The organism is Methanogenium sp. S4BF (assembly GCF_029633965.1).
Classification (GTDB): domain Archaea; phylum Halobacteriota; class Methanomicrobia; order Methanomicrobiales; family Methanomicrobiaceae; genus Methanogenium.
Genome location: NZ_CP091277.1, coordinates 2,353,044 through 2,370,000 on the forward strand (window position 1 = coordinate 2,353,044; position 16,957 = coordinate 2,370,000).

Sequence of the window (16,957 nt, forward strand, 5' to 3'; positions counted from 1 at the left end):
GTGTTCATCATGCGATACATATACCTGATTGGTTTGATACCCGATATCTGAAACAGGGGGTTAATACCTGTCCGTGCGGGGTGAAAGTGATCCGGCTGTCAGGGATATAGATATATAAATAAATACTTCGGATGCCAAACAGAAATGCCATGACTGTTACCGCAGACAGTACTATAGCAGACGTATTAAAAGAGAAGCCGGAAGCAGCAGACATCCTTTTCAGATTTGGAATGGGGTGCATCGGCTGTGCTCTGGCAAACGGAGAGACTCTGAGACAGGCAGCAATTGGTCATGGAATTCCCTTAGATGAGCTTCTTGAAGCTCTGGGAATGGAAGAATAAGAAATATTATTCGCTATTCTTTCCTTTTTTTCGTATCTGTTTAAGCTCTTCGAGGGATGCCTCGGGGTGCGTTTTAAGGTAGTCTGCAACAGCTGGTGCATGGACGAGTGTGCATCCTTCACACGACCAGATTCTCCCGTGATTTTCCCGTTCCAGCCATTTACCCTGTGATTCATCACCACACGGATATAGGGGGCAGTAGCAGAAGTCGCACCGCTGGTCATGACATGACGGGTGGCAGGGGTAATAGGGGCATCCTTCAGGATCCCATCGTGACCAGCGATCCCCGCCGATGGAACTATGAATATAGAATGCCGGTGTTCTTGGGAATTGTGTTCCGCTGACCGTCCATGTTTCGGGAATGCCATAGGTAATTGTCTCAGATACGAGCGTCTGCGCCCGTGCCAGACGTTCATGAACATTGGGTGATTCTTCCCTCTCCTCGCAGCAGATGAGAACCGTATGTCTTCCGGATTGGGCTTCAGAATACCCTGCTGAGGTGAATACGTTGTGCATTGCCTCTTCAGCGGTCAACTGAAGTGTTCTGAGTCCTGCTTCCGGGAGCGGTTCACGGGAACAGACAATGATGGTAACCGGTCCGGGTGGTTCTTTCGCCGCACCTGGGCATGCGAGAATAAAAACCATGATCCCGTCATATGCAAAGATGCAGAGCCGGTCAATGGGAACCGTGACCGACAGACTGAGTGCGTCGGTATCATATCCGTTTTTTCTGAGGAGTGTCTCTAAAATGAAGTCTGTGTCCTCTTTTGTATTGGTTTGGGGCAGATGGGCGGCGATGATTGTTGATATATGGGTGATTGTGCCATCTTCGGCCTTGTCATGCATGCATGGCATGAGCATCGTAAATGCACCGCGGATAAAGAGTGCCCCGTCCCTGAGAAAATACCGCATGTATGAGTATATGTTTTATCTGAGTTGAAAAACGCTGTGAATTGAGACTTAAAAAAATAGTGTGGGTGTTTTATGCAACGGTATAGCGTGACCGGTCTTTGAGTTCCTGCTGTTTGCCCTGGTTCCATCCGGCCACATCCGCCAGGTATCCTGTCACACGGGAGACCTGGGAGACGTCATGGCTGCCGCAATCCGGACATACCGGCTGGCCGCAGAGGGGGCAGTATTCGATGGTCTCTGTGATACTGTGAGTGCAGTGGCAGTGGTCGAGCGGGCACATGATCACAAGCTGCGTTTCACCGCAGCAGGGGCAGGGTTTTTCATCGACAACGTGGTGACAGGTGTGGCACTTGTACCTGCGCTCTTCAACCGGGATATCTTCAAGAGTATGGTATTTTTCTTTGAGGCTGAGTTGTTCCGGCGTCCAGTTCATGGAGATATTCTCAGCAACCGAAAAGATATAATTATTGGTGTCAACATCCGGAAAATCTCTGATTTACGTGTCAATGTGTCGATGGGCGTATTTTTCCGGCATTTGCGTGAATTATTTTTCCCTTCGGTACAGCGATGTGAAGTGAAGAGAGATTTGTCTTACCGAAAGCCTCAGATATCAATGGCAGCAGGCGGAAACAACCTGCATCAAAATAGGGTTTGCCTCAGGTGACTCATAGGGTTCATCACCTGCGGGCCGTTGTGGCCTGCATCAGAATCGGTCACTCATCATCGGCGGTATGCTGCATAGGCACGTGCGGCTTCAGCCGGATCCTCTGCGGTGTAGATGGATCTCCCCACGATCATGCCGTCAATCAGTGGGGCAATTACTGCCGGGTCGCCGCCCTGTGCACCGACACCGGGCGAGAGAATCTTTCTCTCTCCAATGATGGTGCGCAGAGCCGCCACGCGTTCTGGGCGGGTGGCAGGTGCGATAATGCCGTGGGCGCCGCATTCAACGGCCATCCTGGCCATGCGTTCTGCATTTCTCCCGCTTAAGAATTCAAGGGCGCCGGGATGGCTCATCTCGGTGACGACATAGCATTCTCCACCGGCGTCATCAGCTGCCTCCACACAGGCAGCAACAGAGTCACTGCCGCAGAATCCCTGACAGATGATGGCAGAGAATCCGGCAGCAAAGACCTGCTCTGCGATCAGCCGGTTGGTATTGGGAATGTCAGCCACCTTGAAGTCGGCGATGAGAGGGAGGCCGAATTCGCTCAGGGGGGCTGCAATATCAAGTCCTGCAGCAAGCACCAGTGGATAGCCTATCTTAATCGCATCCAGGTGAGGGGCCGCCGCCTCTGCCACGCTGAGCGCCTCCTCACTGCTGAGAACATCCAGGGCAAGAATCAGGTCAGGCATGCTCAATCCTCTCCCGCACCGCGGCAATGATCAGGGGCAGTGTGATGGTCGCATCGCCATACACCGTCTGGGCCCGTGCACCGCCGGTCACCTTGCCCCACGATTTCGCCTCATCCAGGGTCGCCCCGGAGAGTCCGCCGAGGTCCGGGCGATCGCCGGTGAGCTGCACGGCATACTCAAATCCGTTTGGTGTCATGAGCATACTCTGAAAGATATAGTTCTTCGGCACACCGCCGCCGATCAGAAATGCACCTGCCCGTTTTGCGGTGAAACAGGTGTCCATCAGCCCGTTCATATCGGCAAACGCGTCTATGGTCACTTTTCGTGTCTGGCCGAAGAGCCAGTACTGCAGACCAATCATGGAATCCTGGATGGCCGGGCAGTATACCGGGATATCTGCATCTGCTGCCGCTGCAAGGATGCCGGTGTCGAGGTGTTCTCCGATGTGGCGCAGGAGACCGGATATTGAGAGGGTGGTCCCGTCCGTCAGCTCCCCAAGAGTCTCCTGCATGAACTCCTCAAACGTCACAAACGCATCTGACGGAAGGAAAATATCGTAAATCCGGTTAATCTCCTCTTCAAAGAGTTCATCGTCGTCACAGATCTCGGTGCCATGATAGTGGTGGCACCCGATTGCCTCAATGGTGTCGTGAGTGAGGTTGGCACCGGTTGAGACCAGCACATCGACGTAGCCGTCCCGGATGAGGTCCTCCACAATTCCCCCCATTCCGCCGGGAACCATCGCTCCTGCAAGGCCCAGAAACCTGGTGGTCTCTTTATCGGTAAACATCTCCGTGCAGATGTCTGTCGCCCGCGCGAGATATCCTGCATTGTATGCTCCGGCCTTTCCCAGTTCTTCCACCAGTTCGGCCACTGTCATGCCTGCCCTGACCCGTGCCTGTACGACCGGGCTGGTGCAGGCGGTCTTCCCGTTCCCGCCGTTCATATAACTGATACCAGTATTGGCTGGATACTGCATTAAACGAATGGGCATCGGTAAAAATGATGATTGTGCCGGGCTGTTCTTCTCCCGGAACCTGAGATATTCAGGAGGTCAGCAGCCCAATCTTCCGGTTACCTCTCTGTTCCGACAGCCATTGGGTATCCTGCATCCATGAATGCCTCTGCTCCGGCAGCATTTGCCGCGTCAGTATGGCAATAGATGCGATAAAGGCGGGATTTATCCCTATTCTTCAGCTCTGTTTCAGGGGTGTCAGGCGGCATGTTCACTACACCGGGGATGTGCCCCTCCGATGATACCGCTGAAACGTCAATCACCAGCGTGAATGCCTTCGCCGCAAAGGATGACGCCTCCTCTGCGATCAAATCCATATATCAGGGTTGCCATGACGGAATAGAAGATGAACTCTCAAATATTTGGGTATTTACACAATCCGTGGCAGGAAGCAAGGATTAATGTGTGGCTATCATGCAACAGAGTAGATTGTATAAGGTGATGATATACGGAATCTTCAACTGAGTCAATAATCACATCATATCCTGCAGATCCCCGTTATCTGCTTGCCATACTGCAGGATATACAGCAGAAAGAGCATTATATCTCCGTGGATGTGATGCGGTCGGTTGCCAGCCACCTTGATGTCCCTGAAAGCCGTGTCTACAGTGTTGCCACGTTCTATAAAGCCCTCAGCCTTGTTCCTCTTGGAAAGTATGTAATTAAAATCTGCAACGGGACGGCATGCCATATCAGGGGATCACCTGAAGTGCTGAAGGCCTTTGAGAAGGAGCTTGGCATCAGAAACGGAGAGACCACCGCAGATGGCATGTTCACCCTGCAGACGGTAAATTGTCTGGGGGCCTGTGCACTTGCACCGGTAGTGACCGTGAACGATCGTGTCTATGGAAAAGTCATGGTGAAAGATGTCCCTGACATCATTCAGGAGGTCAGAGAAGATGAAATTAAATAGCCCTCAGGCACTGGAGGAATATTGTGCTTCACTCTCGCCAAAAGGGGGTGGCGCCACTGTTCGTGTCCGTGTCTGTGCGGGTACAGGCTGCCTTGCAAGCGGAAGTCAGGCAGTTTATGAAGCATTTGTCAGAGAGGCAGAACAGTGTGGGATGGCAATTGGTGTTGATTTTGCGGCTGATACCACCGGGTGCCATGGATTCTGTGAAAACGGACCGATCGTGCAGGTAGACCCTGTGAATATCTTTTATCAGCATGTCACACCGGACGACGTTCCGGAGATCTTTGCAAAGACGGTTGTTGGTGGTGAAACCGTGGAGCGTCTGCTCTACCGTGATGCCGCCACCAAAAATCTGTACCGGAGTGAAGAGGAAATTCCCTTCTACGCTTACCAGCAGAGAATTGTCCTTCAGCGGACTGGTCACATCGACCCAACTGACATCAATGACTATATCCGTGAGGGTGGCTACGCTGGCCTCGCGAAAGCACTCTCTATGGCACCATCGGAGGTTGTGAATGAAGTCATCCGCTCCGGTCTCAGGGGACGGGGCGGTGGTGGTTTCCCGACCGGGAAGAAATGGGAGTCTGCCCGGATTGCATTGTCAGAAAATAAATATGTAGTTGCAAACGGGGATGAGGGTGACCCCGGTGCCTTCATGAACCGCAGTCTTATGGAAGGAGACCCTCACAGCATCATTGAAGGGATGATCATTGGTGCCTGGGCTGTCGGGTCCGGGAATGGGCATATCTATGTCCGTGATGAGTATCCCCTCGCTGTCTCCCATCTCAGACGGGCGATTAGTGAGGCACAGCGTCTTGGCCTGCTGGGCACGAATATTCTCGGAAGCGGGTTTGATTTTGATATCGAGATCAGCCGTGGCGGCGGTGCCTTTGTCTGTGGTGAATCAACGGCCCTGATGTCATCCATCGAAGGGATGCCTGGCGTCCCGCGGGTGAAATACATCCGCTCCACAGAGAAAGGTCTCTGGGATGCTCCGGCTCTGCTCAATAATGTTGAGACCTGGTCTGACATCCCCCGCATCATTCTCAATGGTGCAGAATGGTATGCGGGAATCGGGACCGGGAACAACAGCGGGACCAAGGTCTTCTCGCTTGTCGGGAAGATTAAAAACAGCGGACTCGTTGAAGTGCCACTGGGGACTCCTCTTCGCCGCATCATATTCGATATCGGAGGTGGTGTGATGAATAACCGTCAATTCAAGGCGGTGCAGACCGGCGGCCCCTCAGGAGGGTGTCTGCCTGCATCAAAACTGGATACCCCGGTTGACTTTGACCACCTGAAAGAGGCGGGGGCTATGATGGGGTCGGGGGGCCTCATTGTCATGGACGATCACACCTGCATGGTCAATGTAGCCCAGTATTTCATTGATTTCCTTGTCGGGGAGTGCTGCGGTAAATGTGCTCCCTGCCGTGAGGGGCTGCGTGCCATGCAGGTGCTTCTTCACGGTCTGACTTCAGGAAACGCACGTCCGGGAGACACGGCTCTCCTGCGGGATATCGCTGAGTCTGTGCGTGACACGGCACTTTGTGGTCTGGGCCAGACAGCAGCCAACCCGGTGCTCTCGACGATGGCGTTTTTTATGGAAGAGTATGAGGAACACGAGAAGGAGGGATTCTGCCGTGCAGGAGTTTGTTCGGGACTTTATGGAGTTACCATTGACCCGGAGACCTGCACCGGCTGCGGGATGTGTGCACGGGTGTGTCCCGCAGATGCCATATCCGGAGGGAAGAAGCAGGTTCATGTGGTAAACCAGGCAGCCTGCATCACCTGTGGGTCTTGTGTGGATGCCTGCAGATTTAATGCCATTCTGATTGAACGGAGGAACAGCGATGAGTGAGATGATTGAGGTAACCATTGACGGTAAGAAAATAACGGTGGAGAAAGGCACAAAAATCCTTGCAGCGGCACATGAACTTGGCATTCATATCCCCACGCTCTGCCATCATGAGGGGCTGCCCCCGGACGGCAACTGTCGCCTCTGTCAGGTGGAAGTAGTTGAGCGGGGGAAGCGAAAGCTGGCGGTCGCCTGTATGTTTCCGGTCCGCGGTCCTATGGAGATACTGACTGATACGGAACGGGTGATGGATGCACGTCGATCAGTGATCCGTCTTCACCTTAACCGGTGCCCGCAGGCAGTCATTCTGCAGAACCTTGCGCGGGAGTATGGCATTGAGCCGCTGGATGAACGATTTGTCGCAGAGCATGATGATCTCTGTATCCGGTGCGGCCGCTGTGTCCGCGCCTGCGCAGCACTCGGGAATAACTGCCTTAGTTTTGCAGGGCGGGGGTGGGACCGAACCATTGTACCCCCGTTTGGCGAACCTCCGGTAGGGTGTGTCGGATGTGCCTCCTGTGCCGAGGTATGCCCGACAGGAGCGATTCAGGTCCGTGAAGAGGGGAATATCCGTGAAATCTGGGGGCGTGAATTCAGGCTTGTCCGGTGTCCGTCCTGCGGGGAGTATTTTGCAACAGAAGAACAGCTTGAGAAGGCAGAACCGTGTGGGGCAGGAATCCCTGACCTCTGCCCGCGGTGCCGGAAACGTGATGAGGCACAGCGCATCAGAAACTGCTGAAAGGAATACCTGAATTTCTCTCCCCACAAATTATCTTCATTAACATTGCTCGGATATAAACTTCTGAATATTGACTCTTTATCCTTATCTTTTCATTTAAAGCCATTATCTGGAGTTTTTTCCGATTGCGCACATAAATACATTTAATTATCTTCTCCGGTTATCTCTCGTTTGTAATGAATTGATATAAGAATCCGTTACAGGAGTTGAAATCCGATGGAAAATGGCAGAAAACTGCTGATGATTACACCTGAGAAATGCATCAGCTGCGGAACGTGTGAACTGGCCTGTTCCCTCGCCCATGAAGGGGAGTTCAGACCTTCCAAATCAAGAATATCAGTATATCGGTTTGAGATGGGAGTTACCATCCCGATGACCTGCTTCCAGTGCGACAGCCCTGCCTGCGTCGCTGCGTGCAGGACTGGTGCACTGGTAAAGGATACTGAGAGCGGGATTGTCAATATAAAAAGCGAACGCTGCATCGGATGCAGAATGTGCGAGATGGCCTGCCCGTTCGGAAATATTGCATATAATGCGGTCACAAAGACGCCAATGAAATGTGATCTCTGCGGCGGCGACCCCGAATGTGCGAAATACTGTCCGACCCATGCCATTGAGTATGTACCTGCAGATGCGGCAGTGACCAAAAAGAAGTTTGATTTTTCAGCAAAAATTGCTGCAGCAATCGGGGAGGGAAATATATAATGTACGGATGGACAGGCACGGTGCTGCGTATCAATCTCACCGAAGGTACGGTACGCAAAGAACCGCTGCGAACGGATGATGCAAACCGGTATATCGGAGGCCGCGGCCTTGGCACCAAATACTTTATGGATGAAGTGGACCCGAAAATCGACGCACTGGGGCCGGAGAACAAACTGATCTATGCTACCGGCCCTCTGACCGGCACAATGGGCATCTCAACCGGCCGGCATGACATCCTTGCAAAGGGACCGCTGAACGATACCCTTGCCTCCTCCAATTCCGGCGGCTACTTTGGCCCGGAGATCAAGTATGCCGGCTATGACATGATTATATTTGAAGGAACGTCCGAGAAGCCGGTCTATGTCTTCATTTACAACGGAAGTGTTGAAATACGGGATGCCGCGCACCTCTGGGGGAAAACGGTACTGGAGACAACAGATCTTCTGCTCGCAGAGACAGACCCTGATGCCAAGGTCAGCTGTATCGGGCCTGCAGGAGAGAATCTGGTCCGTTTTGCCGCCATAATCAACGATAAGCATCGTGCTGCCGGGCGGACCGGAATTGGTGCGGTAATGGGTTCAAAGAACCTCAAGGCACTGGTAGTCCGCGGCACCGGCGGGATTAAGGTTGCAGATAAAGTGGGCTTTATCAAAGCCATTCAGGATGGCCGCTCCAAAATATCTGCAAATCCGGTTACATCAGGTGGTCTTCCCGCCTTCGGGACGAATGTCCTCGTCAATATCATCAATGAAGTGGGAGGATTCCCCACCCGCAACTGGCAGGAGGCATACTTCCCCGAAGCGGAAAGTATCAGCGGTGAAACCCAGGCAAAGGAGAATCTCGTACGCGGAAAGGGGTGCGCGGGATGTGTTGTCGGCTGCGGACGTGTTGAGAAGGCCCATGGCACATTTAAATCTTCAGGCGAAGGTCCGGAGTACGAGACCACATGGGCATTCGGATCCGACTGCGGCGTAACTGATGTTAATGCAGTGCTAAAGGCGAACTTCCTTTGCAATGAACTGGGGCTTGACACCATATCTATGGGCAGCACCATCGCCTGTGCGATGGAACTCTTTGAGAAGGGAATCATCGACCATACGGCCACCGGCACTGACCTGCGGTTCGGAAACGCGGTTGCGATGGTCGAGATGGTCACGGCGACAGCCTACCGGATCGGATTTGGGGATGCACTCGCCGAAGGGTCATACCGCTTGGCGGACTCGTATGGCCACCCGGAACTGTCGATGACGGTGAAAAAACAGGAGATGCCTGCCTATGACCCACGTGCCATTCAGGGAATCGGGCTGGAGTACGCCACTTCAAATCGCGGCGGCTGCCACGTGAGGGGATATACGATATCCCCGGAGGTGCTTGGCCTTCCGATGAAGATGGACCCGGCGACAACCGAGGGAAAACCCAACATTCTGAAGATATTTCAGGATTTGACCGCGTCACTCTCTGCATCAGGCACCTGCCTGTTCACTTCGTTTGCAATCGGCGGTGATGACATTGCAGCTGAACTTACCGCAGCAACCGGCGTCACCTATACGGCAGATGATGTCATGACAATTGGTGAGCGGATCTATAATCTGGAACGTCTCTTCATCATGAAGGCAGGCTATACCGGGGCAGACGACACCCTTCCGCCACGCCTTCTGAATGAGCCCATTCCGGCAGGCCCTTCTAAGGGAACGGTAAGCCACCTCAGTGAGATGCTGCCCGTATACTACGGGGAACGCGGCTGGGATGATATCGGCGTGCCTACTCCGGAAAAACTCGAAGAGCTGGGTATTTCTGCCTATGCTCTCTAAAATTCTTTTTTTATTTCGTTAACCCAGGGAGAGCCGAAACTCCGAAATTTAATATTTGAATATTCTGCCAGGATGTTACTCTGGCGGAACATCACGGCAGAGCGGCTTTGCCAGGTGGCGGCGTGCGGACGGGGGCACTTCATACCAGCCGGGTGAAACGGTCCGCGGCTCATGGATGATCTCCGGTTCCTCTGCCCGTGTTTTGCACCGGCGGCATTTCCATCCCTTATTGACACCGTCACTCTTCATTCTCTTCCCGCAGGAGGGGCAAAGAGGCGGACGCTGCCGGATAATCTCTGCACAGCTGATTACGTGAAGCTTTTCAAGGTTGATGCTTCCGTTCTTGTAACTGCCGCAGATGGTGATCTCATCACCTGGTGCAAGGGCCCTGATGATGTCCCGGAACCCTTTTGTCGGTTCGTATGCCATACACCGGACCACTCCGGAGGGGTCTGTTATAAGGAATGAGACATGCCCGCCGCGTCCTGTTTCCGGCGTATCAGCAACAACCCCGGTGAGGCGGTATGAGCATCCATCAACAAGAGATGCGATATCTCCCTCCAGCAGGTGTGCATCGGTTCCCTGGTTGGTCCGATAGATGATCTCGATCACCGGTTCCTGGGACTTAACATAGCTGCGGGCTTTTTTTACCCATTCGGGTGACTCCCCGCGAATGCCGAAGATGACCGGGTCAGGGGTGTGGGGAAAACAGACGATACAGTCATTCGCGGTGTCCACCGTGTCCCAGGTATGGGGGAAGGTCTCTTCTTCTGCGCGGAAGAGACTCTCTCTATCAACGGTCCGTTCCCCTTTGTCGTTTGGATCACGGTATGCGAGAATTTCCGAGGTCATATCGTCCTGTTCTGCTGCACAAGCAGCAGTCGCCCCGATGATCCCCCTGCCGTTCTTCCATTTTCTGACTCGTGCCCCTGCGGCACGGCAGACTGCCTCTGCTTCTTCCGTGGTGCAGAATCCGGTGACTGCCTGCAGGTAAAACGAGACCGGAAGTCTTGTTTCGGCTACAACGAGGCCGGGATTAGTCTTTTCCTCATCGAATTCAGCCAATTCATCAATACATGCCGCTGCAATCCGGAATGCCGCGTCTGTGTCTCCCTTTGCCTCAATACAGATGGCTGCGTTTCCCCGGGTTTTATATATTACATTCGGATTCAGGCGGATGAGACGCTGGCCGGTTACGCTGATTCCTGCCTCTTTGAGCCGGTGTATCAGCACAGCTCCGAGATAGGTCGTACACATTCCTGCCGGAGAGTCCGTGTCATCAATGCCAATGCGCATAAAAGCCACTCTTTATATGGAGTTCGCTGCTATAACAGTTTATAGCCAGATGTCATATGAACGGTTACTCCAGAGGGTCACAAGCATTCTCATTATGGCAGGATATGCCGTATCTGAACGATGCGGGATGCGTCCGCGGAGTTTTGACCTGATTGCCCGGCGGGACGATGAAATCCTTATCATCAGGGCAGTGGTGCACATCGACAGCATGAGTGAGGAGATTGCCCATGAACTGGCAGCGATAGCGCACTTCCTCAAGGGGAAGCCGCTTGTTGTCGGTGAAAAGGCCCGGGATGCCGAACTCGAGCGGGGTGCGGTATATCTCCGGTACGGTATTGTCTCCACCAGTGCAATGACGCTGTATGATCTGTTTGTTGAAGAGATCCCCCCGCTCGTCTACGCACAACCCGGCGGCCTGTATGTGAATATCAATGGTGAGCTTCTCCGGACACTGCGGGAAGAATGCAATATGTCACTGGGTGATCTCGCCTCTGCTCTCGGAGTCTCGCGGAGGACCATATCAAAGTATGAAAGCGGGATGGGCACGACCCTTGATATTGCCTGCCGGATGGAAGAGATCTTTGATACAGCACTCGTTGAGGCCATTGACCCCTTATCTCATCCAAATCCGTTTGAAGACGGGAATGAAGAGCGTTCTGCAGAAATCCTCCCCGGCTTTGGGCGTATTGGGGTGGAATACTTCAGTACACGCAATGCGCCCTTTGAGGGTCTTGCGTTCTATGGCGATGATACGATTCTCACCAGTTACGGTCCTGCGCAGAAAGTGATGCGGCGTGCGGCGCTTATCGCCAATCTCTCAAATATTACCAATTCACGTGCGGTGTGCGTTATAAAAGGATACAACAAACAAAAGAGAATTGGCATTGCCCTGATCATCGGAGAGTCGAAATTCGATTCCCTTGAATCAGGATCTGACCTCATAAATCTGATCGACGATTGACAATCCTTATATAGAACTACAAACCTATTTTTGTATCGCATTTGGTGATAACTATGGCAGCAAATCTTGGAGGCCAGCCAATTTTCATTCTGAAAGAAGGCAGCCAGAGAACCCGTGGCCGCGATGCACAGAGCTCTAACATCGCAGCCGCAAAGGCCGTTGCAGGCGCAGTACGGACCACACTCGGTCCAAAAGGCATGGACAAAATGCTTGTTGACACTATCGGTGATGTCGTCATCACCAACGATGGTGTGACCATCCTGAAAGAGATGGACATCGAGCACCCGGCAGCAAAGATGATGGTTGAAGTCGCAAAGACCCAGGACGATGAGGTCGGCGACGGAACAACAACCGCAGTTGTCGTTGCAGGAGAACTCCTGAAGCGGGCAGAGGACCTCCTCGAGCAGGATGTCCACCCCACCGTCATTGCACACGGATACCGTCTTGCAGCAGACAAGGCACAGGAACTGATCAAAGACATCGCAATCGATGTGAAGGCTGACGATATTGAGATGCTCACCAAGATTGCTGACACCGCAATGACCGGCAAGGGTGCAGAAGCCGCAAAGGAGAAACTCTGTGAACTCGTCGTCCGTGCGGTCACCATGGTCGCTGACGAGGACAACACCGTTGACACCGACTTCATCAAGATCGAGAAGAAGGTCGGCGGCACTATCGATGACTCTGAGATCATCGAGGGTGTTGTGATTGACAAGGAGCGTGTCCACCCCGGCATGCCAAAGCTTGTCGAGAACGCAAAGATCCTCCTCCTCAACGCTCCGGTCGAGTACAAGAAGACCGAAGTAGATGCAGAGATCTCCATCACCAGCCCGGACCAGCTCCAGATGTTCCTGGACGAAGAAGAGAAGATGATCCGTGCAATCGTTGACAAGGTCATCCGCTCCGGTGCAAATGTCCTCGTATGCCAGAAGGGTATCGATGACATCGCACAGCACTACCTTGCAAAGTCAGGTGTGCTCGCTATCCGCCGTGTCAAGAAGTCTGACATGACCAAGCTCTCCCGTGCAACCGGCGCATCCGTCGTCTCTTCCATTGACGCAATTGAAGAGTCTGAACTCGGTGCAGCAGGCCGTGTTGAAGAGAAGAAGGTCTCCGGCGAAGAGATGGTCTTTGTTACCGAGTGCGTTAACCCGAAGGCAGTGACCCTCATTGTCCGCGGTGGCACAGAACACGTTGTCGATGAACTCGACCGTGCACTCGAAGACGCACTCCGTGTCGTTGCTGTTGCAGTGGAAGACAAGAAGTTCGTCGCTGGCGGCGGTGCACCTGAGATTGAGCTGTCCCTGCGTCTCCGTGAGTACGCAGCAACTGTCGGCGGTCGTGCACAGCTTGCAATTGAAGCATTTGCAGCAGCACTTGAGATCATTCCCCGCACCCTTGCAGAGAATGCAGGTCTTGACCCCATTGACATGCTTGTTGAGCTCCGCTCTGCGCATGAAACCGGCCACAAGACCGCAGGTCTTGATGTCTTTGCAGCAAAGCCCGCTGACATGCTGGCTGCAGGTGTCATTGAGCCAATGCGGGTAAAGACCCAGGCAATTGCATCCGCAGCCGAGGCTGCTGTGATGATCCTGCGTATCGACGATGTCATCGCATCATCCGGCAAGGGCGGACCATCACCTGAAGAGATGGCTGCCATGGGCGGAATGGGTGGCATGGGCGGCATGGGCGGAATGCCCGGCATGATGTAATCACCAGCCCATACAAACCCCATATTTTTCAATTATTTTGTGTCGGGAAACCCTGTCTGCCAGACCGAACCGGTATCTGATATTGGTGTGCTGAGCTGGCGATGTATCCTGGTGAGATTTTTTTGCAGCTCTTTTCCTGTGTGGAACTACCCGTTTCCGTTTCGTACAGAAAAGCTATTTATAGCGTGCCTGTATACGTTTCCGCATGACAGAGGATTTCATTGGGATGCGGTACCCGACCACCTGTTACAACTGTGGCAAAATGGCTGATCAGGAGATCACTGCCTCTTCCTCGCGGGCAGAGGTTGTCTGTTCAAATTGTGGTGCGACGCGTATATTTGTGCCACGGTTTGAAGAGCCTGCAGCACCTGGTGAATTTGCTCCTGTTGAGTGTTATGATGTTTGGGATCTTCTGACAGATGCCACCTGTAAAAACTGTCATGTTGCCGGTCCTCACCGCCTGATCATCGGATGCAGAAACTTCTCAACTCATTGTGAAAACTGTGAATATACCCATTTCTTCCGGTTTGATCTCGAGTACATCCCGGACCGTGACGGACCGGCAGAGATCCGTTAATCTCGTCTCATCTGAAATAATCAGTTTTTCTTTTTATGACACCTGCCGCAGGCGGCGAACAGGGTGGCTGAAAGCAGTGCCAGAATCGCAGGGAAAATGGATGCGGGTAAATATTCAGGCTCCGGGGGGGGCTGCATCGTAATATCAGGTGCCCGCTTCTCTCCGGGTGCGAGTACGACTGTTCCCTGATAATCCTGATATCCTGCAGACATCAGTCTCAGTTGGTGTACACCGGGGGTCAGGCCGCTTACCGTGAGTGGTGTGACTCCGTGGCTCACGGAGTCAATGTATACCATCGCTCCTTCAGGGGTTGATGTAAGTGAAAGGGTTCCTGGCATATTTTCCTGCTCTTCGATTGATATGAGAGGGAATGATACCGGTGTTACCGAGCTGCCTGTAATAGTGATGGATCTGACGAAACCGATGTAACCATCCTTTTTAATTTCTAGGATGTGTGGACCTGCAGATATGCCCCCCGCCGTCATGGGCGTTGTACCATATCGCCATCCATCCAGGTAGATCTCTGCACCTGTCGGTGATGAGCTGACAGACAGGGTGCCAAATTCCTTCTTCTTATTGAGGTACGCATATATTTTACAGGTCTCTTCTGCTGAAACGACAGCGGTTCCTGACCACGTCTTATACCCCGGGCAGTCAAGCCGTACCGAATATGTCCCGGCTGTTAATCCCGTCAGTGTCCGGGGGGTAAGTCCATATGCCTCACCGTTGACGAAGAGTTCTGCCCGTCCGGGTGATGATGATACGGAGAGGTTGCCGGTTTTTGGTATCAAAGGTGTCATCTCCAGAAAGACGGACACATGCTGCAGTTCACCGGCTGCCTCCGGAAGAGGTGCTATAGTGGTCCTGTACCCATCCATTACGGCTTTGACCCTGATGTAGGGCCGGGTCTTGGAAGACACGACGCAAACGGTTAATAATCCTTTTGAGATGTCTCCCATGTATTCATTGTCAAAATAGATGGCGGCCCCGTTCACGTCTGCATAGATATCATAGTAGGAAACCACCTCTGCCCGTTCCGCTGTTACCGGGATGACACAGGACAGGCATATCAGGAACGTGAGAAGCAGCAGACCAAAGTGGTGAGATGGCATGTGTGATCATTCCACGTAATATGGTGGCTGCTATTTATCAGTTTCCCATGCCTGTGTGGTTTGGGGTGTCACTATTGCCGTGAAATGGTGTGGTGCAGGATATACTGCTCCGATTTCATCCGGAAGCAGGATTTGAAAAATAATCGGCATATCGTTCAGAAAACCGGCATTTTCTGCGAAAAAATATGTGGTTAATACGGTTATTTCCTCCTGCATTTGCAGGAGAGGAGGATGGTGCAGCATATGAGGGAGAGAATGATCATCGGAATGCCTGCCGGGGACTGTTCAGGTACAGGTGCAGGGTCAAGGGCGACGTCAAGGCTGCCTGATTCCCCTGCGGCCAGATCAACGGATACCACTTGGTTCCGGTATCCGGAAAGGGTCACTGTTACTGCACGAACACCGGGGGTAATATCAGGAACCGTAAGTGGTGTGATACCGGCTAACACATTGTCCATATAGACCATTGCCCCTGCAGGTGCGGATGTGACCTTCAGTGATGCAGTGGTGATATCCGGGGTCACCGGTGAAAGCGAAAATGAGATGGGTGTGGCAGCACCGGCATTGACAACGGCAGATGTCACTGCGTCACTATAGCCGGTCAGTGTGGCCTGTACTGAATACCTTCCGGGTGAAAGACCGCTTATGATAAGCGGTGTTCCCGGCTTCGTCTCCCCATAGTAGATGCCATTCACAGAGATGGATGCGTAGGCAGGGTTTGAGGTCACCTGAATTGAACCGGTGGAAGGAGAGGAGATCTTCAGCAGACTCTTTGATACCGTCGTCACCTGGTCGGCATAGATACTCACCAGCATCACTGCGTCTTCGTATCCTGCCTTCGTCAGTTCAAGGTCATGCAGACCTGCTGTCAGTCCGCTGATGGTCATCGGGGTGGTGCCGTAATAGGCGCCATCCAGATAGATGGCGGCACCGGATGGGTTTGAACTGACGGCGAGCGTTCCAAGTTCCTGTTTTCGCACAAGCACTGCGGAGACTGTGTTTGTCTGGCCCGCAGTGACCCCGGCTGTCTGAGACCATGGTTCATATCCGGAGTGGGTCAGCTGAACAACGTGGTTTCCCGGGGTAAGTCCGGTGACCAGTTGTGGGGTGGTGCCATAGTAGATATTTTTTATATATACCGCAGCACCGGACGGTGAAGAAGAGATAGAGAGTGATCCGGTCACCGGCTGCACCGGTTGTAAGGTCAGATAGACCGAGGTGGTCTCCCCTTCCGGCGGGACCACGGGCAGGGTCTGCTGTGCAGAGTTGTATCCGGCCTTTGCGGCAGAGACAACAGCATATGGCGTGGCAGTGGTATGAACCGGGACGGTGAGCACTCCTCCGGCGGTCACTCCCTGATATATCCCGTCAAATGAGACTGCAGCACCGTCAACACTGGTGTAGATGTCATAATAAGAGATGCCCTCTCCCGGCAAATGGGTGGGTACAGGTTCCGGAAGAATTGTTGCCTCCGGGTCGACCGGAAGCACTACTGCGTCATTTGCAAGAACCGAACCTGTCATCCATCCGGTGACACAGATGATACAGAGGAGAAGGAGGATCGAGCGGTGGGTCATGGTTATCATCCGCTAATACCGCATCGCACTATAAATAAATTTGTTCAGACCGGTGGATCTGGCATGTATATGCTG

18 protein-coding genes are annotated in these 16,957 nt (G+C 53.0%); 9 read left to right on the plus strand and 9 right to left on the minus strand.

What is annotated here, in order from left to right; genetic code table 11:
• The first annotated feature begins 149 nt into the window (after nucleotides 1–149).
• Nucleotides 150–341 carry a DUF1858 domain-containing protein gene (locus L1S32_RS11275; protein ID WP_278155197.1) on the plus strand — a complete coding sequence of 64 codons (192 nt, stop codon included), beginning with the start codon at nucleotides 150–152 and terminating at the stop codon, nucleotides 339–341.
• Nucleotides 342–347: 6 nt separating this feature from the next.
• Here L1S32_RS11275 and L1S32_RS11280 read toward each other — a convergent pair whose 3' ends face one another.
• From L1S32_RS11280 to L1S32_RS11300, 5 genes are all read right to left on the minus strand, one after another.
• Nucleotides 348–1,253: a cysteine-rich small domain-containing protein gene (locus L1S32_RS11280; RefSeq protein WP_278155198.1), complete on the minus strand. Its 906-nt coding sequence runs from the start codon at nucleotides 1,251–1,253 to the stop codon at nucleotides 348–350.
• 70 nt (nucleotides 1,254–1,323) lie between these two features.
• A complete protein-coding gene (gene nrdD, locus L1S32_RS11285) occupies nucleotides 1,324–1,686 on the minus strand; it encodes an anaerobic ribonucleoside-triphosphate reductase (RefSeq protein ID WP_278155199.1) in 363 nt (120 codons plus the stop codon).
• A gap of 287 nt (nucleotides 1,687–1,973) precedes the next feature.
• Nucleotides 1,974–2,609 (minus strand): orotidine-5'-phosphate decarboxylase, encoded by a 636-nt coding sequence (gene pyrF / locus L1S32_RS11290; RefSeq protein ID WP_278155200.1) that lies wholly within the window; start codon nucleotides 2,607–2,609, stop codon nucleotides 1,974–1,976.
• Nucleotides 2,602–3,555 carry a deoxyhypusine synthase gene (locus tag L1S32_RS11295; protein WP_278157088.1) on the minus strand — a complete coding sequence of 318 codons (954 nt, stop codon included), beginning with the start codon at nucleotides 3,553–3,555 and terminating at the stop codon, nucleotides 2,602–2,604. The genes pyrF and L1S32_RS11295 overlap by 8 nt, the downstream gene beginning before the upstream one ends.
• 128 nt (nucleotides 3,556–3,683) lie before the next feature.
• On the minus strand, nucleotides 3,684–3,941 hold the full coding sequence (locus L1S32_RS11300) for a rhodanese-like domain-containing protein (RefSeq protein WP_278155201.1): 258 nt from the start codon (nucleotides 3,939–3,941) through the stop codon (nucleotides 3,684–3,686).
• A gap of 152 nt (nucleotides 3,942–4,093) precedes the next feature.
• Between L1S32_RS11300 and nuoE the strand changes: the two genes are divergently transcribed.
• From nuoE to L1S32_RS11325, 5 genes are all read left to right on the plus strand, one after another.
• Nucleotides 4,094–4,537, plus strand: coding sequence for an NADH-quinone oxidoreductase subunit NuoE (nuoE, locus tag L1S32_RS11305; protein ID WP_278157090.1), 444 nt, complete (start codon nucleotides 4,094–4,096; stop codon nucleotides 4,535–4,537).
• Nucleotides 4,524–6,395: an NADH-ubiquinone oxidoreductase-F iron-sulfur binding region domain-containing protein gene (locus L1S32_RS11310; protein WP_278155202.1), complete on the plus strand. Its 1,872-nt coding sequence runs from the start codon at nucleotides 4,524–4,526 to the stop codon at nucleotides 6,393–6,395. The genes nuoE and L1S32_RS11310 overlap by 14 nt, the downstream gene beginning before the upstream one ends.
• On the plus strand, nucleotides 6,388–7,131 hold the full coding sequence (locus L1S32_RS11315; protein ID WP_278155203.1) for a 2Fe-2S iron-sulfur cluster-binding protein: 744 nt from the start codon (nucleotides 6,388–6,390) through the stop codon (nucleotides 7,129–7,131). The genes L1S32_RS11310 and L1S32_RS11315 overlap by 8 nt, the downstream gene beginning before the upstream one ends.
• Before the next feature lie 216 nt (nucleotides 7,132–7,347).
• Nucleotides 7,348–7,836, plus strand: a complete 489-nt coding sequence (locus L1S32_RS11320) for a 4Fe-4S dicluster domain-containing protein (protein WP_278155204.1) — start codon at nucleotides 7,348–7,350, stop codon at nucleotides 7,834–7,836.
• The gene (locus L1S32_RS11325; RefSeq protein ID WP_278155205.1) at nucleotides 7,836–9,647 is read left to right on the plus strand and encodes an aldehyde ferredoxin oxidoreductase family protein; all 1,812 of its coding nucleotides are present in this window, start codon (nucleotides 7,836–7,838) and stop codon (nucleotides 9,645–9,647) included. Before L1S32_RS11320 ends, L1S32_RS11325 begins: the two co-directional genes overlap by 1 nt.
• 75 nt (nucleotides 9,648–9,722) lie before the next feature.
• On the opposite strand, the gene L1S32_RS11330 is transcribed toward L1S32_RS11325, so the two are convergent.
• Entirely contained in the window at nucleotides 9,723–10,943 is a 1,221-nt protein-coding gene (locus L1S32_RS11330; protein ID WP_278155206.1) for a tRNA(Ile)(2)-agmatinylcytidine synthase, read from the minus strand.
• Between the two features lie 49 nt (nucleotides 10,944–10,992).
• On the opposite strand from L1S32_RS11330, the gene L1S32_RS11335 reads away from it, so the two are divergent.
• From L1S32_RS11335 to L1S32_RS11345, 3 genes are all read left to right on the plus strand, one after another.
• Nucleotides 10,993–11,904: a transcriptional regulator gene (locus L1S32_RS11335; RefSeq protein ID WP_278155207.1), complete on the plus strand. Its 912-nt coding sequence runs from the start codon at nucleotides 10,993–10,995 to the stop codon at nucleotides 11,902–11,904.
• Between the two features lie 53 nt (nucleotides 11,905–11,957).
• Nucleotides 11,958–13,616: a thermosome subunit alpha gene (thsA, locus tag L1S32_RS11340; protein ID WP_278155208.1), complete on the plus strand. Its 1,659-nt coding sequence runs from the start codon at nucleotides 11,958–11,960 to the stop codon at nucleotides 13,614–13,616.
• A gap of 205 nt (nucleotides 13,617–13,821) precedes the next feature.
• On the plus strand, nucleotides 13,822–14,193 hold the full coding sequence (locus tag L1S32_RS11345) for a hypothetical protein (protein WP_278155209.1): 372 nt from the start codon (nucleotides 13,822–13,824) through the stop codon (nucleotides 14,191–14,193).
• 20 nt (nucleotides 14,194–14,213) lie between these two features.
• Here L1S32_RS11345 and L1S32_RS11350 read toward each other — a convergent pair whose 3' ends face one another.
• Genes L1S32_RS11350 through L1S32_RS11360 form a run of 3 tightly spaced genes read right to left on the minus strand, consistent with a single transcriptional unit; the run spans nucleotide 14,214 to nucleotide 16,891 of the window.
• Nucleotides 14,214–15,305 (minus strand): PEGA domain-containing protein, encoded by a 1,092-nt coding sequence (locus tag L1S32_RS11350; protein ID WP_278155210.1) that lies wholly within the window; start codon nucleotides 15,303–15,305, stop codon nucleotides 14,214–14,216.
• Nucleotides 15,306–15,335: 30 nt separating this feature from the next.
• A complete protein-coding gene (locus tag L1S32_RS11355) occupies nucleotides 15,336–15,521 on the minus strand; it encodes a hypothetical protein (protein WP_278155211.1) in 186 nt (61 codons plus the stop codon).
• Nucleotides 15,506–16,891: a PEGA domain-containing protein gene (locus L1S32_RS11360; protein WP_278155212.1), complete on the minus strand. Its 1,386-nt coding sequence runs from the start codon at nucleotides 16,889–16,891 to the stop codon at nucleotides 15,506–15,508. The genes L1S32_RS11355 and L1S32_RS11360 overlap by 16 nt, the downstream gene beginning before the upstream one ends.
• Nucleotides 16,892–16,957: the final 66 nt, after the last annotated feature.

Coding starts and splice junctions, on each gene's coding strand:
- L1S32_RS11280 (WP_278155198.1), bottom strand. CDS start 1,253: ATGCGGTATTTTCTCAGGGACGGGGCACTCTTTATCCGCGGTGCATTT.
- L1S32_RS11355 (WP_278155211.1), bottom strand. CDS start 15,521: ATGCAGGAGGAAATAACCGTATTAACCACATATTTTTTCGCAGAAAAT.
- L1S32_RS11310 (WP_278155202.1), top strand. CDS start 4,524: ATGAAATTAAATAGCCCTCAGGCACTGGAGGAATATTGTGCTTCACTC.
- L1S32_RS11295 (WP_278157088.1), bottom strand. CDS start 3,555: ATGAACGGCGGGAACGGGAAGACCGCCTGCACCAGCCCGGTCGTACAG.
- L1S32_RS11360 (WP_278155212.1), bottom strand. CDS start 16,891: ATGATAACCATGACCCACCGCTCGATCCTCCTTCTCCTCTGTATCATC.
- L1S32_RS11315 (WP_278155203.1), top strand. CDS start 6,388: ATGAGTGAGATGATTGAGGTAACCATTGACGGTAAGAAAATAACGGTG.
- L1S32_RS11325 (WP_278155205.1), top strand. CDS start 7,836: ATGTACGGATGGACAGGCACGGTGCTGCGTATCAATCTCACCGAAGGT.
- L1S32_RS11320 (WP_278155204.1), top strand. CDS start 7,348: ATGGAAAATGGCAGAAAACTGCTGATGATTACACCTGAGAAATGCATC.
- L1S32_RS11275 (WP_278155197.1), top strand. CDS start 150: ATGACTGTTACCGCAGACAGTACTATAGCAGACGTATTAAAAGAGAAG.
- L1S32_RS11345 (WP_278155209.1), top strand. CDS start 13,822: ATGACAGAGGATTTCATTGGGATGCGGTACCCGACCACCTGTTACAAC.
- L1S32_RS11330 (WP_278155206.1), bottom strand. CDS start 10,943: ATGCGCATTGGCATTGATGACACGGACTCTCCGGCAGGAATGTGTACG.
- thsA (WP_278155208.1), top strand. CDS start 11,958: ATGGCAGCAAATCTTGGAGGCCAGCCAATTTTCATTCTGAAAGAAGGC.
- L1S32_RS11350 (WP_278155210.1), bottom strand. CDS start 15,305: ATGCCATCTCACCACTTTGGTCTGCTGCTTCTCACGTTCCTGATATGC.
- L1S32_RS11335 (WP_278155207.1), top strand. CDS start 10,993: ATGTCATATGAACGGTTACTCCAGAGGGTCACAAGCATTCTCATTATG.
- nrdD (WP_278155199.1), bottom strand. CDS start 1,686: ATGAACTGGACGCCGGAACAACTCAGCCTCAAAGAAAAATACCATACT.
- L1S32_RS11300 (WP_278155201.1), bottom strand. CDS start 3,941: ATGGATTTGATCGCAGAGGAGGCGTCATCCTTTGCGGCGAAGGCATTC.
- pyrF (WP_278155200.1), bottom strand. CDS start 2,609: ATGCCTGACCTGATTCTTGCCCTGGATGTTCTCAGCAGTGAGGAGGCG.